General features: G+C 63.4%; 12 protein-coding genes. 3 read left to right on the forward strand and 9 right to left on the reverse strand.

The features are described from left to right. Nucleotides 1–13 precede the first annotated feature (13 nt). The 7 genes from MRBLMS1_RS10480 to MRBLMS1_RS10510 all read right to left on the reverse strand — a co-directional run bounded on the left by MRBLMS1_RS10480 (nt 14) and on the right by MRBLMS1_RS10510 (nt 7,166). Complete coding sequence (locus MRBLMS1_RS10480; RefSeq protein ID WP_485879367.1) at nt 14–508, reverse strand: hypothetical protein; 495 nt, start codon at nt 506–508, stop codon at nt 14–16. Nucleotides 509–624: 116 nt separating this feature from the next. Continuing rightward, complete coding sequence (locus MRBLMS1_RS10485; protein ID WP_081368342.1) at nt 625–1,971, reverse strand: sigma-54-dependent transcriptional regulator; 1,347 nt, start codon at nt 1,969–1,971, stop codon at nt 625–627. Beyond that, nucleotides 1,958–3,859 carry a sensor histidine kinase gene (locus MRBLMS1_RS10490; protein ID WP_485879368.1) on the reverse strand — a complete coding sequence of 634 codons (1,902 nt, stop codon included), beginning with the start codon at nt 3,857–3,859 and terminating at the stop codon, nt 1,958–1,960. The genes MRBLMS1_RS10485 and MRBLMS1_RS10490 overlap by 14 nt, the downstream gene beginning before the upstream one ends. A 30-nt stretch (nt 3,860–3,889) precedes the next feature. Further along, a complete protein-coding gene (locus MRBLMS1_RS10495) occupies nt 3,890–4,681 on the reverse strand; it encodes an ABC transporter ATP-binding protein (protein WP_485879369.1) in 792 nt (263 codons plus the stop codon). Between the two features lie 11 nt (nt 4,682–4,692). Beyond that, complete coding sequence (locus tag MRBLMS1_RS10500) at nt 4,693–5,502, reverse strand: ABC transporter permease (protein ID WP_370385376.1); 810 nt, start codon at nt 5,500–5,502, stop codon at nt 4,693–4,695. A 27-nt stretch (nt 5,503–5,529) separates the two neighbouring features. Then, nucleotides 5,530–6,531 carry an ABC transporter substrate-binding protein gene (locus MRBLMS1_RS10505; RefSeq protein WP_485879370.1) on the reverse strand — a complete coding sequence of 334 codons (1,002 nt, stop codon included), beginning with the start codon at nt 6,529–6,531 and terminating at the stop codon, nt 5,530–5,532. Nucleotides 6,532–6,929: 398 nt separating this feature from the next. Next, entirely contained in the window at nt 6,930–7,166 is a 237-nt protein-coding gene (locus tag MRBLMS1_RS10510; RefSeq protein ID WP_456149048.1) for a hypothetical protein, read from the reverse strand. A gap of 467 nt (nt 7,167–7,633) precedes the next feature. Here MRBLMS1_RS10510 and MRBLMS1_RS10515 point away from each other — a divergent pair, with 467 nt between their 5' ends. Both MRBLMS1_RS10515 and MRBLMS1_RS10520 read left to right on the forward strand, forming a co-directional pair. Beyond that, entirely contained in the window at nt 7,634–8,134 is a 501-nt protein-coding gene (locus MRBLMS1_RS10515) for a winged helix-turn-helix domain-containing protein (RefSeq protein ID WP_223278908.1), read from the forward strand. Nucleotides 8,135–8,365: 231 nt separating this feature from the next. Continuing rightward, nucleotides 8,366–9,238: a M90 family metallopeptidase gene (locus MRBLMS1_RS10520; protein WP_128139999.1), complete on the forward strand. Its 873-nt coding sequence runs from the start codon at nt 8,366–8,368 to the stop codon at nt 9,236–9,238. A gap of 4 nt (nt 9,239–9,242) precedes the next feature. Here the strand turns inward: MRBLMS1_RS10520 and MRBLMS1_RS10525 are convergent, their stop codons facing one another. Both MRBLMS1_RS10525 and MRBLMS1_RS10530 read right to left on the reverse strand, forming a co-directional pair. After that, nucleotides 9,243–9,932 carry a LytR/AlgR family response regulator transcription factor gene (locus tag MRBLMS1_RS10525; protein ID WP_485879371.1) on the reverse strand — a complete coding sequence of 230 codons (690 nt, stop codon included), beginning with the start codon at nt 9,930–9,932 and terminating at the stop codon, nt 9,243–9,245. Continuing rightward, nucleotides 9,929–11,590 carry a histidine kinase gene (locus MRBLMS1_RS10530; RefSeq protein WP_485879372.1) on the reverse strand — a complete coding sequence of 554 codons (1,662 nt, stop codon included), beginning with the start codon at nt 11,588–11,590 and terminating at the stop codon, nt 9,929–9,931. Before MRBLMS1_RS10530 ends, MRBLMS1_RS10525 begins: the two co-directional genes overlap by 4 nt. Nucleotides 11,591–11,754: 164 nt before the next feature. On the opposite strand from MRBLMS1_RS10530, the gene MRBLMS1_RS10535 reads away from it, so the two are divergent. Beyond that, nucleotides 11,755–13,863: a serine hydrolase domain-containing protein gene (locus tag MRBLMS1_RS10535; protein ID WP_485879373.1), complete on the forward strand. Its 2,109-nt coding sequence runs from the start codon at nt 11,755–11,757 to the stop codon at nt 13,861–13,863. Nucleotides 13,864–13,881 lie beyond the last annotated feature (18 nt).

Below are 13,881 nucleotides of genomic sequence, written 5' to 3' on the forward strand. Positions count from 1 at the left end.
GCGTTGCCGGCGCTTAGCGGCCGGGCTGGCGCGGCGGCACCACGCCCGTGTTGCCCGTGGTGCCGGAATTGCCGGTGTTACCCGACGTGCCAGAGTTGCCGGTATTGCCGGAAGTCCCCGATGTCCCCGATGTCCCTGACGTGCCCGAAGTTCCCGACGTGCCTGTGCCGCCCGTATTGCCGTTCATGTTTTGCGTGCCGCTGCGCGCGGCGTTGCCTGCGGACTGGCCGGCGCTGCCCGGGGTACCGCCGCCCGAGTTGGTGCCGCTGGTGGACTGTCCGGTCGTATCGTTGTTGCGCGATTTGCCCGATTTCTGCTTCTGCTTCTTGTCATGCTTGCGCGGCGTCGTGTCATCCTGTCGCGTATTTTGCTGCCTATCTTGCTGGGCCGCCGTGCCCGTGTTGCCAGTGTTGCCTGTTGTATTGCTATTGCCCGTCGATTGGGCCTGAGCCAGGGCGGCTGCGCCGCCCAGCAGCAGGGTGGCCAGCATCAATGCAGATGGTTTCATGGGAACTCCTTCTCGTGGCTTGAAGTGGAGTACCGATTCTGGCATGCGCGGGCAGGGCGGCAAGTAGGAGCGCGCCGCCCGCGGCTGTGGGTGCATGGCTGGCCGTGGCGCAGGCGTCAGCGAAATTGCTCGGTCGAAATGTCGAAACGCTTGAGCTTGTCGTACAGGGTTTTCTTGGGAATATTCAGGCTGGCCGCCGCATCGATGACGTTGCCATTGTGGCGGCGCAAGGCTTCCTCGATGATGGAAATCTCGAACGTGTCGACTTGCTCGGCCAGCGACGCTTCGCGGCAGCCGGCCGGGCTCAGGGTGTCGTCGAGCAGGCCCAGCACGAAGCGGTCGGCCACGTTGTGCAGTTCGCGCACGTTGCCGGCCCAGCGCTGCGCCATCAGGGACGCGATCAGTTCACCGCTGACGAGGGCGGCCGGCTGGCCGTAGCGCAGGGCCGCCTGCAGTACGAAGAATTCGAACAGCAGCGGGATATCCTCGCGCCGGTTGCGCAGGGCGGGCAGGGTCAGGCTGGCCACGTTCAGGCGGTAATACAGGTCGGGCCGGAATTTCCCCTGTTCCGCCAGTACATTCAAGTCTTCCTTGGCGGCGGCGATCACGCGGAAATTGACGGAAATGAGTTTGTTTGAACCGAGCCGCTCCACCTGCCGCTCCTGCAGCACGCGCAGCAGTTTGACTTGCAGGGCCAGCGGCATGCTTTCGATTTCATCGAGGAACAGGGTGCCGCCGTTCGCGTACTCGATCTTGCCGATGCGTTGGCGCTGTGCGCCTGTAAACGCGCCTTCTTCGTGGCCGAACAGTTCCGATTCGAAGATCGATTCGGGCAGGGCGCCGCAGTTGATCGCCACGAATGGATGGTCGCGCCGCTCGCTGAAGTCGTGCAGACAGCGGGCGATCAGTTCTTTTCCAGTGCCCGTTTCGCCGAGGATGATGATGTCGGCCGATTTCGGCGCCAGGTTCAGCACCAGCTGGCGCACCTTGGCCATGGCCGCGCTGCGGCCCACGATGCGTGCTTCGATGCCGACCCGCTGCTCGAGCTGGCGGCGCAAGTTCATGTTTTCCAGCACCAGGTGGCGCTTGTCGAGGGCGCGACGGCACACTTCCACGAGCAAGTCGGCGGAAAACGGTTTTTCGATGAAATCGTAGGCGCCGCGACGCATGGCACCCACGGCCATCGACACGTCGCCGTGGCCCGTGACGAGGATGACGGGCAGGCTGGCATCCTGCGCCACCGCGATATCGAGCAGTTTCAAGCCATCGATGCCCGGCAGCTTGATGTCGCTCAATAAAATGCCGGCAAATTCGGGTACCAGATAGGGCAGCGCCTCCTCGGCCGTGGCGACGGCCGTCACTTGCAAGCCCGCCAGTTCCAGCGATTGCCGGGCGCCCTTGCGCACGACGGCATCGTCTTCCACCAGCAGCACTTGCATGCCTTCAAAATTATTCTCGTGCATCAGATGTTTCCTTGTCTCTCTCCCCCGGGTCGCAGCTCAGGGTGATGGTAAATTGTGCGCCGCCCCCTTCCTGCGCGCTGCGGTTGCGCACGGCCAGGGCGCTGCCGGCAGCGCGCAGTATGCCTGCGCTGATCGACAATCCCAAGCCCAGCCCGTGTTCCTTGGTGGTATAGAAGGGATCGAAGATCTTGTCGAGCGAGGCCAGCGGGATGCCGGGGCCATTATCGGTGATATGCAGCACGGCAAGGCTGCCTTCGCGGCGCACCTGAAACCAGATTTGCACGGGCTCGCTTTCCGGCACGGCATCCATGGCGTTGGTGATCAGATTGGTAAACACCTGTTCCAGGCCGATGGCATTGCACAGCACGATGATGTCGCCATCAGGCCAGCTTTCATGCAGGGTCAAACGCTGCGAGTTCTTGCGCGTGCGGATTTGCAGCATGGTTTGCGCGAACGCCTGGCGCACGCTGACGGGCTTGCGCGCATCGTCGCTGCGCCGCGCAAAGCCTTTCAGTTGCGACGTGACATAGCCGAGCCGCTTGACGAGGTCGGAAATGGTCGACAGGTTGTCGAGCGCATCGTCGATCTGCCCCCGCGCCAGAAACACCTTGGCATTATCGGAAAATGTTTGCAGGGCGGCCAGCGGCTGGTTCAGCTCGTGCGTGACGCCGGCCGCCATCTGGCCGATGGCCGCCAGCTTGCCGCTTTGCACCAGTTCCGCCTGGGCATAGCGCAAGGTTTGCTCGGCCCGCTCGCGTTCCGTCACCTCGGCTTGCAGGCGGCCGTTCGCGTGGACGAGGTCGGCCGTGCGCTGCTCGACCTTGATTTCCAGCTGTTCATACGCGCGTGCCAGGGTTTGCTGCGCGTTGAGCTTGTCGGCGATGCGGCGCCGGCGCTGGCGCGCATACATCAGGGCCAGCAGCAGCAAGGCCCAGCCCAGCGCGGCGGCGATGGCCGCGTTGCGCGCCGCCTCATTCACCTGGTCGAGTTCGGCCAGCACCGTGATCTGCCATTGCAGCGGCCCCAGCGCGCGGTTCACGGCCAGGTAGTCGGCGCTGCCGGACAGGGCGGGGGTATCGCCCGTCTGTGGACGCTCCAGGGTCATCACGCTGGCGCCGTCGGCGAACTGGCGGCTGACGCGGTGCGGCAAGATGGGCAGGTTTTCTTGCAGGAACTGGCGCTGTTCGCTGATGTCTTTCTTGGCGTCCGGCGACAGCGGGGCCAGGGTCTTGAACTTGAAGGCCGGCGTGGTGGCCAGGATGATCACGCCATTCGCATCCTTGACCCAGATCTGTTCGCCAGCGCCGGGCGTGCGCCACGATTGCTCGATCCAGTCCAGGTTGACCTTGGCGGCGACGATGCCGATGATGCGCCCGTCGCGCTGCACGGGCTGCGAAATGAAATAGCCGGCCTCGAAGGTGGAAAAGCCGATGCCGTAGAAGCGGCCGATGCCGCCTGCGATCGCCTTCTTGAAATACGGACGGAAACCGTAGTTGACACCCACATACGAGCTGCGGTCTTGCCAGTTGCTCGACGCCAGGGTCGTGCCCTTGTCGTCGAGCACGTAGACGGCAAAGGCGCCCGCGCGGCGGTTCATGTCGACCAGGTAGGCGTTGATTTGCGTGACTTTGTCGGCGCTGGGCTGCTCCAGCAATTGCGCCACCGCATCGCTCTGGGCCACGGCCAGGGGCAGGAATTCGTACTTGTTGAGGGCGCCGCCGATGGACGCCGCATACAGTTCCGCGCGCGAATCCAAGGTGCGGTGCAATTCGTCGAGCTGGCGCTGCTTGACCCAGGCATACGACGCCCACGTCAGCACGACCAGCGACCCCACGGCCAGCAGGGGGGCGAGTGGCCTTGGGGTCTGACCCGCCGGGTCAGACCCCAAATAAGTTTGCGGTCGCTTAATCAAGCTCCCTCAATCGGCGGTACTGGACATGGTTTCGGCATTGTGATGACGCTGCTGCTCTTCCATCACCATCTCGCCCAGCATGCGCTTGAGGCGGTTGAACTCCGGGTCGCTCGGGTCGCGCGGGCGGGGCAGGTCGATGGCCACGTCGCGCTTGATGGTGCCGGGACGGTAGGTCATGACGATGGTGCGGTCGGCCAGGTAGATCGATTCCTCGATCGAGTGCGTGACGAACACGATGGTGGTGCCGAAGACTTTCCAGATTTTCAGCAATTCATCTTGCAGGTTGCGCCGCGTCAAGGCATCCAGCGCGCCGAACGGTTCATCCATCAGCATGATCGGCGAATCGAGGGCCAGCACGCGGGCGATGGCCACGCGCTGGCGCATGCCGCCCGACAAGTCTTTCGGGTAGCGGGCACGGAATTCCGTCAAGCCCAGCATGCTCAGCAGCATGTCGACCCGTTCCTTGATCTCGGCTGGCGTCTTGCCGGCGATTTCCAGGCCGAAAGCGATATTGCTCTCGATGGTCATCCAGGGGAACAGCGCGTATTCCTGGAACACCATGCCGCGGTCGGGACCGGGTTCTGTGATCAGCTTGCCGCCGGCCAGGATCTGGCCCGACGTCGGCTGCGAGAAGCCGGCGATGGCGTTGAGCAGGGTCGATTTGCCGCAGCCGGACGGTCCCAGCAGGCAGATGAATTCGCCGCTGGCGATTTCCAGGTTGATGTCCTTCAGAGCGATGACGTCCGCGCCGCCCGTGGTGAAGATTTTATTGACTGCATTGATATTGATCGTGGTCATGGCCGTTCCTCTTAATGTTCCAGGCCGCGGTGCCACTGCAGCAAATGATTATTCAGGGCATTCATGGCGATATCGATGGCCAGGCCAAACAGGCCGATAGTAAACATGCCGGCGATAATCTTGTCGGACCAGAAGTACTCGCGCGCTTCCAGGATGCGGAAACCGAGGCCGCTGTTGACGGCGATCATTTCCGCGACGATCACGACAATGAAGGCCGTGCCCATGCCGATGCGCGCGCCGGCCAGGATGTACGGCGTGGCGGCCGGCAGGATGACGCGGCGGAACATGGTCATCTGGCTGGCGCCCAGGTTGCGTGCGGCGCGGATGTAGATGCCGTCGACCTGGCGCACGCCGGCGATGGTATTCATCAGCACGGGGAAGAAGGAGCCGATGCTGATCAGGAAGAAGGCGGGCGGGTTGCCCAGGCCGAACCACAAGATCGCCAGCGGAATGTAGGCGATCGGCGGAATCGGGCGCAGCACCTGCACCAGCGGGTCGAACAGTTTATAGATGGTCTTGTTGGTACCCATCAGCAAGCCCAGCGGCAATGCCAGGCCGGCGCCGATGGCAAAGCCGCCCAGCACGCGCGACAGGCTGGCCCAGGCGTCGTGCGGCAGTTCGCCGGAGAACATCCACACCAGGTAATTGCCCGCTTCGGGCGTGTACGCTTCCATGGGAATCAGGTATTCATACCATTTCACGACCACGGCGACGGGCGAGGGCAGGATTTGCGGGTTGATCCAGCCGAACGTGGACATGGCTTGCCACAGCAGCAGCACGGCGACGGGTACGGCGGCGCCGTGCGCGAAGCGTTTCATCATTTGAATATTCATCGTGACACTTTCAGATTAGCGTGGTGCGTAGGACTTCTTGGCTTTTTCCAGCAGATCCAGCTTGACCCAATCCTTGGCGGCAGGCGCTTTGGCCATGCGGCCCACGCCGAATTTCACCATGTAGTCGGTGGTCAGCTGCACGTGGCTTTGCGTGATGTCTTCCGTGAAGATGGCGTTGTCGATGGCGTCGCGGTAATCGTCGGAGGTGATCTGGTTCTTGAACATCGATTCGCGCACGTATTTTTCCGCCAGTTTCGGGTCGGCCAGGAAGGCCCGCGTGGCGGCGACGAAGCAATCCATGAAGCGCTGGGCCACGGCCGGCTTTTCCTTGTACATTTTTTCCGTCATCACGAGCGCGCGCACGGGCTCGCCCAGCGGCGTGTCGTAGGGCTTGAGGATGGCTGCGCCGTATTTCTTGTGGATGGCCTGGGTCGAGTACGGCTCGGACTGGCTCATGACATCGATATCCTTGGTCAGCAGCGCTTGGTTCAAGTCCGGGTAGCCCATGTACAGAATTTGCACGTCCTTGCCCGGTTTGTCGGACCAGGTAAGCTTGGCTTTGGTCAATTCGGCAAACAGCAGGATTTCCTGCGGACCGCCGCGCGTGACACCGACTTTCTTGCCTTTCAGGTCGGCAATGCCCTTGATGTTCAGGTCGGGACGGCCGACGATCTGCACGCCGCCCTTGGCGAAGCCGCCCACCAGGTACACGGGCAAGCCGGTGGCGCGGCCCGTGATGGCCGCTTCCAGCGCGCTGGCGGACACGTCGATTTCGCCGGCGATCATGGCCGGCACGATGTCGAGGCCCTTGGCGAAGATGCGCTCTTCGATCTTCAGGTCGTATTTCGGCGCGATTTCCTTCATGTAGGCAACGGCGCCGTAATGGGCGAATTTCAGGTTGCCCAGACGTACGGTATCGGCTGCGTGGACGGCCAGCGGGAATTGCGCGGCCAGGGCGACGGCCAAGGCCAGTGCCTTGGTGTTGAGGAAGGACGAGATGCGGAAGGTGCTTGCCATGCTGTTGTCTCCAAAAGGTAGATGGTTTTTATATAGTGGGTCAGGCCGCCGCTCTGATGGCGGCTATGAAAATATAAAAGCATCTTCCGTGCCAGTGGAGCGCATTTTGGCGTTTATTGCAAGTGATTGTTTATAAAGGTTTAATTTGAATCTATTGAAATTGGGGAATGGCGAGATTCCGTCTTTCCGCACGGGGAGGGGAAAGACTGTGCGGATTGCCGCATTTTGGTGGGCGGGTTCGATACCGGCTTGCGGGCTCGGAGCAGGTGAACCTAAATGGCGCGGCCGACTCCAATCGTAAAAAAACGCGTTGCAAACAGGCTGGCAACGCGCAACTCCCCCGTGGAGTAGGGGCGGCGCCGCACGGGCGCCTGATGGATGGGCTCCGTCTGCCGGGCTTACTTTGGTGCCGTGGCAGGCGGCAGGGCCGGCGCGGTGGCCGGGTCCGTCAGCGGGGCAGGCGGCGTCGTGCTGCCAGGACCCGCTTCCGGCGTGGCTGGCGTGACGGGTGGCGGCATCACTTGTGGTGCGGAAGCGGGGTTGGGTGCCGTTTCGGGCAGCGGCGCGTCGGCCGGTTTTTTGCAGGCGGACAAGGTGATCAGGGCGGCGGCGGCCAGCAGACTGGGCATATTCATGATGGTTCCTTTGCAAAGTATCAAGATTGGCGCGATGCGGGCGGCGGGTGCCGCGCGCGAAGCTTGAATTTATTACAAGGATGCCGACGCTTCTGTTCGCTATTTCACGTTGTGCGCGTATGCAAGCGCAGCGTTTTTAGATGTCTTTTATAGATGCATTCAGAGAAATAATTCAACAAGGCAATATTTTTCACTTTCTTGCTTCTAATGTTCGTTAACGCACAGACCAGTGAGGATCAGGATGGCATTCTGTGCCCAGACGCTCAGGATTCGTGGCGTTCTGGTATAAAAATTGCCAAGAACTTAACAATCCGGGCTACCGGCAATCGTTTAAAAGGAGTATTCAAATGCATGCAATGACTCAGTCTCACGTGAAGAGCGAATTAAAGGCAGCGCACCAGGAACTTCGTAGCCCCGAAAAAGGCTCGCAAATGGTAGAACGCGCAGCACCTATCCCCCCGGAACGCATGAATCCCATTTCCATGGCACCGATCGAGCGCGTGCGTTCGACGTCGGCCACCCTGCGCCGCATCGAAAACATGCAAAAGCTGATCGGCGAATTGTCGCTGCACGAGATGCTGGCCGACGAAATCGCCTGGTTCCTCAAGTTTTCGCCATCGGGCGCCCGTAAATACATCCGCGACCTGCGCGAAGCGGGCGTGATCGAACTGGCCCGCTACATAGAAGGCACCGCCACCTATCTTGGCAAGGCAGTGTACCAGTTGACGCCGGATCCTGAGCGCGTGCGCGCCTTCCTGGCCGCCATCGTCCAGCCAAAACGCGAAGGCGCGCCACCGCGCAAGGACCGTCCAGGCCTGCGCGAGCAAAGCATGGCAGGCAGCGGCCGCCACTTCCACATCCTGGCCGATGACACGCATTACGCCATCCGCGTCAACCGCGGTCCCGTGACGCGCGATCCGTTGGTGGCCGCGCTGTTCGGTGCGCCGCAGCAAAAGTCGGCCGAGTAATAGCTGACGGTTTTGTCAGGCGTTGTTATGTTGTAATGAAAGCCGGGTTGCAACCCGGCTTTTGGCGTTGGGGCAGGCCATTTGATGTCGTCTGATTGAAAAGACTGCAAGCATCCCCATGTGGGCTGGACTGCTGCCCGCAACGCGCGGGTTCACTTGAAGGAGCTTGTCCTTGTCTGCCTACGCCATATTCTCCTGCTCCATTGCCCTTATCCTGAAGCGGGCCGCTGCATGAATCCGCTGCTGTGGATCGCCCTCGTCACGGCTGCCATCGTCTTTTCGCTGTGGTTTCCCCGCTGGCGTTTGAAGCGGGCCCTGGCCAGGCCCTTGCCGCCGGAAGGCCTGGCCGTGCTGGAAAAGAATATCCCCGTGTATCCGCGCATGCCGGCGTCGCTGCAGGAGCAGTTGCGCCGTCTCGTCGTGCAATTCCTGTATCAGAAGAAATTCGTCGGTTGCGGCGGACTGGAGATCACGGACGAGATGCGCTATACCATCGCCGGCCAGGCTTGCCTGCTGTTGCTGAACCGCCAGACCCAGGTGTATCCGGAACTCGACACCATCCTCGTGTATCCCACGGAATTCATCGTCACGCGCGATGAAGTGGGACCGGGCGGCGTGGTGACGCCATCGGCCAATGGGCTATTGGGCGAATCCTGGGGCGATGGCAGAGTCGTGCTGGCCTGGGACCATGTGCAGCGCGGTGCGGCCGACTGGACCGATGGGCACAATGTCGTGCTGCATGAATTTGCCCACCAGCTCGACAGTGAATCGGGCGCCGCGAATGGCGCGCCGTATTTGCCCAGCGTGTCGAGCTACCGCAGCTGGGCCACCGTGCTGTCGCGCGACTTCGACAATCTGCGCCACGACGCCATCTACCAGCAGCACAGCGTGATGGACCATTACGGCGCCACGAATCCCGCCGAATTCTTTGCCGTGGCCACGGAAACCTTCTTTGAAAAGCCGTACCAGATGGCCGAGCACCACGAAGAACTGTACGCGCAATTCTTGCAGTACTACAAGGTCGACCCGCGCGACTGGATGGCGCCGCCCGTGGAACCCGAGCACATGAGCTCGCCGTTTCCCAACTACGCGGCACATTGGTAGGCGTTCAGCCCAGCAGCCGCCGTTTCAGCGCGGGATAGCTGCTGCGCGACACGGGGATGCCCGTGCTGGTTTGCGTGTCGAGCGCGTATTTGCCGCCTGCCGCGATCTGCAGCCGTTTGAAACCGAGGCTGTTGACGATGTAGGAGCGGTGCACGCGCAGGAAGTGGGGCGGCAGCAGGGCCATGAGCTTGTCGATGGCCAGGTCATGAAAACACTGTTCGCCGCTGCGCAGCACGATATTGCTGTAGTGGCCATCGGCCTGCACATGGTCGATGTCTGCCATGGCGATCCATTCCAGCGCGCCGCGTTTCTTGACGGCCAGCGAGGCCGCTTCCGTATGCCGCCCCGTATAGCGTTGCAGCGCCTTGTGCAGGCGCTCGCGGCTGAAAGGCTTGGCAACGAAGTCGAGCACGCCGAACTCGAAGGCCGTGATCGAGCGTTCCGCATGGGCCGAGACGATGATGGTCTGGAACGGGGCTGTCTGGGCCAGGCGCAGCAAGTCATAGCCGTCCGCGCCATGCAGGTTCAAGTCCAGCAGCAGCAAGTCGACCTGTTCCTGGGCCAGCGCGGCCAGCGCTTGCGGGACATTGTCATGCAGCACGAGATTGCTGAGGCGCGCGCCGAAATGCGCACGCACCTCGCGTTCGAGGCCTTGCGCGATCAGCGGTTCATCTTCCAGTATCAACACATTCATGGCGCCGCCGGCAAGGTAAAGGTGAGGCGCCAGCCAGCCTGCTGCTGTTCGCTGGCATATTCACGCTCATAGCGGGCCGCATCGCCAAACACGGCGTGCAGGCTGGCGCGGATGTACTGTTCGCCCACGCCGCCGCCCGCATGCGGGCGTGTCTCGCCTTCGGGCAGGATCAGGGTGAGTACCTGCGTTTGCGCATGTTGTGCGATGCGCAGGATAAAGGCCGCACCGTGGCGGTAGCGGTTGTGGCTGAACGCATTTTCCAGCGCCGTCAGCAAGATGGCGGGCGGCACGGTGATGCCCGCCGCTTCGCCATCGAGCTGCAGGCTGCACGGCTGCTGCAGCCGCGTGCCCATGATGCTCAGGTAATTCCCGCACAGGGCCAGTTCCTGCGTCAGGGCGATGCTGGGCTGCTGCGCGAATTCGTTGAGCATGCGCAACTCGGCGCCCAGCGCCTCGATGAAGGTTTCCGCCGCCTGCGGCGATTGCGCGTTGAGTTCGCTGATCAGGCTCAGGGAATTCATCAGGAAATGCGGTTGCATGCTTTTGCGCAAGAGCTGGTTTTCCAGCTGCTGGGCGCGTGCCGCCTTGCTGCGTTCGCGCAGCAGCTGCGCCAGCAATTGCGCACACAGGGGCAGCAGCAAGAAGCACACGACGAGGGCGAAACCGCCTTCGGCAAACTGGCTGCCCGTCAGCAGGAACAGGGCGCACGAGGCCAGCGCGATCAAGGTGCCGCCGCGGCTGCCCGGCAGGCGGCGCCACAGGGCGCCCAGGTTGAGCGCCAGGCTCGCTGCCAGGCCCGTCAAAAACATCGACCAGCAGCGCGAGTCGAAATGCGCGGGCAGCGCGCCGGCCAGCGCGATGCCCGCCAGCAGTAACGCCGCCGCCAGCGGCCAGCGCGGCAGCCGGTATGCCGTATAAAAATACAGGGGCAGCAAGGCGGAAAACAGCCAGGTCAGCGCACTGACGGCGTACAGGCGCGGCAAATGCATGGGATAGGCGTAGCCGGTAACGCTGCGCCAGAGCTCCACCACCAGCAGCAGCGCCGCCACCAGGCACAGCGCGGCAAACATGGCCCAGTGCCGTTGCCGCTGGTACAGCGCGGTCAAGGCGAGAAACAGCAGGGCGACGGCACCCAGCGCCCCGGCCAGCAGCAGCGGCGGCAGCCGGTACCAGGCCAGCGCCGCGCGGTAGTCTTGCCGGTCGACCAGGTACAGCGCATACAGTGGCGACGCCAGGCGGGCAGGCGCCTGCTGCGTCGACAGCAGCAGGCGCAGGTGGTGCCTGCCCATGGACAACTGCCGTGGTGTCAGGTGGATGGCAAAATCGATGTCGCCCGCGCGTTCCCCGCTGGCCTGGCGGGCCGGCTGGCCATTGCTGCCGATCAATATGTCATCGAGCCACAGCTCGCTGGAAGCCAGCGCCGACAGCACCAGCAGCTGCGTCGACGAGGGCGTGGCGGCCACGGTGATATCGCGCTCGGCGCACAGCAGCTGGCCCGGCTTGAGCAGCTGGTACAGCGAAGCGGCGGGCGTGGCGCGCGTTGTGCCGCAGGCGCGCCAGCCTTCGGCCAGCGATAGCCTGTCCATGCCCATGGCGAACGAGGGCAAGGCCAGGCAGCACAGCAGCAGGTAGCGGAAGCAGGAGGGCATGGCGGGCATTGTAGCTGCTCATTTGCCAACCCTTTGCAACATTTTCATCATTGCCGGTGCTGTTCGTGCCGGCCACGTGCATTTCGTGCACGGCTCGCCAGCAGTGTGTAAAAGACACTTACCATGCATCAGCGCCGTGCTGTGGACACGGCCCTCACCATGGAATCATGACTATGCAAAGCAAGACTTGTTTCGCCGGCGCGCTGGCGCTGTTCTGCGGCGCGGCGCAAGCCGCTTCCGCTCCCGCTTCTGTTCCCGCTCCTGCTCTGGCCGCGCGCCTGGCCGATTTCGACGGCTGGGTCGCTCAGCGCATGGACAAGGCACGCATCCCGGGCGTGACCGTCGGGTTCAGCCAGGGCGACGTGGAATGGGTCAAAGGCTATGGCTATGCGGACCTGGAAAACCGCGTGCCGGCCACGGCCCGGTCCAGCTACCGGCTCGCGTCCGTCACCAAGCCCATGACGGCGGTGGCCATCCTGCAACTGGTGGAGCAGGGCAAGATCGACCTGGATGCGCCCGTGCAAACGTATGTGCCGTATTTCCCCGTCAAACCGTTTCCCGTGACGGTGCGCCAGTTGCTGGGCCACCTGGGCGGCATCGACGCCTACCGTAACAGCAAGGCGGAAAAGCACTTCAAGGAGCACAAGGATACGCGCCAGTCCATCGCCGTCTTCGAGCGGTTCGACCTGATCGCCGAACCGGGCACGCGCTTCCGCTACACCAGCTATGGCTACAATTTGCTGGGCGCCGTCATCGAGGGTGCCTCGGGCGAAAGCTATGGCGGCTACATGCGTCGCCACGTGTGGGAGCCGCTGGGCATGGACACCATCGTGATGGATGACCCGGACACCGTGATTGCCCATCGCGTGCGCGGCTACCGGCTGGCCGGCAAGGAATGGAAAAATGCGGAATTCGTCGACATCAGCAGCCGCTTTTCCGCCGGCGGCACGCGCGCCAGCGTGCCCGACATGCTGGCGTTCGGCAGGGGCGTGCATGAAGGCAAGATACTGTCGGCGGCCAGCGTGGCCGCCATGGTGCAGCCGATGGCCACGCGCGCCGGCCGCTTGACGGACTATGGCATGGGCTGGGAAGTCGTCCCGACGGGCGGGCGCTATGCGATTGCCCACAGCGGCCAGCAGCCGGAAACCGTCACCTATCTGTACAGCTTCCCCTCGCGCAAGCTCACCATTGCCGTCGCCGCCAATCTCGAGCGCGTCAATCCCGAGGCGTTCGTGCAGCGCCTGTTCGAAGTCGTCACGGGCGAACCGTGGCAGCTGAACACGTATATCGCCGATGCGGGCGCGCAGCGCGCGTATCAGGTGGCGCAAGGCATGTTCGAGGAGGGCAGGGCGTATGCCGAGCGCACGGATCAACCGTATGCCGATGTGGCCGCCACGCGCGAGGCATTTACGCAAATTAACCGGCAAGCGCTGGCGCCCGATGCCAGGGCGGCGCGCGCTTACATCGACGCGGCCCGCCATCCCGCAGGCGGCCGCGTATTTCTCACGGCCGGTGCCAGCATGGCCAGGCAGTTGCGCGAGGCCGGTGTCGACCTGAATCAATACGCGCGCGGCGGCGCGCTGGCGTTTGCGCGCGACTATGTCCTGTTGTCGCAAGGCACAAAGGCCGGCGCCTTGCCCCGCTTCGATCCCGTTTTCGAGCAAGCCATCGTGGCCCTGGCTGGCAGCTGGGACCGCACGGCCGCCATCGCCTGGCCGGCCGCGCCCGCTTCCATCGCCGCACGCGATGGCCAGCTGCGCACGGCCTTCCGTGGCCAGCGCGCCTATCCCGATTTCGTGCCCGAGCTGCAGGAACTGGCGCAAGCGTCGGCCGCGCGCGGCGAGGTGGAGGCGGCGCTGGCGGCCAGCCGCCTGGCCGTGGAACTGTATCCGCTCAGCGACCGCGCACATGCGCTGCAAGGCTTGACCCTGCTGAGCGCCGGCAAGACGGAAGCGGCCCTCGCCGCCCTGCGCCTGGCGCTGGAGCGCGATCCGCTCGGTGCGGCCAGCCCGGCGGCGCTGAACCTGGAAGTCTACCGCTTGAAAGGCAGCGGCGCCGTGGCGCAAGGCATGGCCGTGCTGCAGGCGGCCGTCAGCCTGCATCCGCGCGACGCGAATCTGCAGGACAGCCTGGCCGAGTTTTATGTGGAGCAAGGCTTGCGCCCGCAGGCCGTCGAGGCATATCGGCAAGCGCTGCAGCTCGACCCCCGCTATCCGGGCGCCGTGGGCGCAAAAGCGGCGATCATCCGCCTCGGTGGCGAGACGAAGGCGCTGGCGCCTTAGAACACCTAATGGGCTTTG

Source organism: Massilia sp. LMS1-1-1.1 (assembly GCF_040815535.1).
Lineage (GTDB): Bacteria > Pseudomonadota > Gammaproteobacteria > Burkholderiales > Burkholderiaceae_D > Janthinobacterium > Janthinobacterium aestuarii.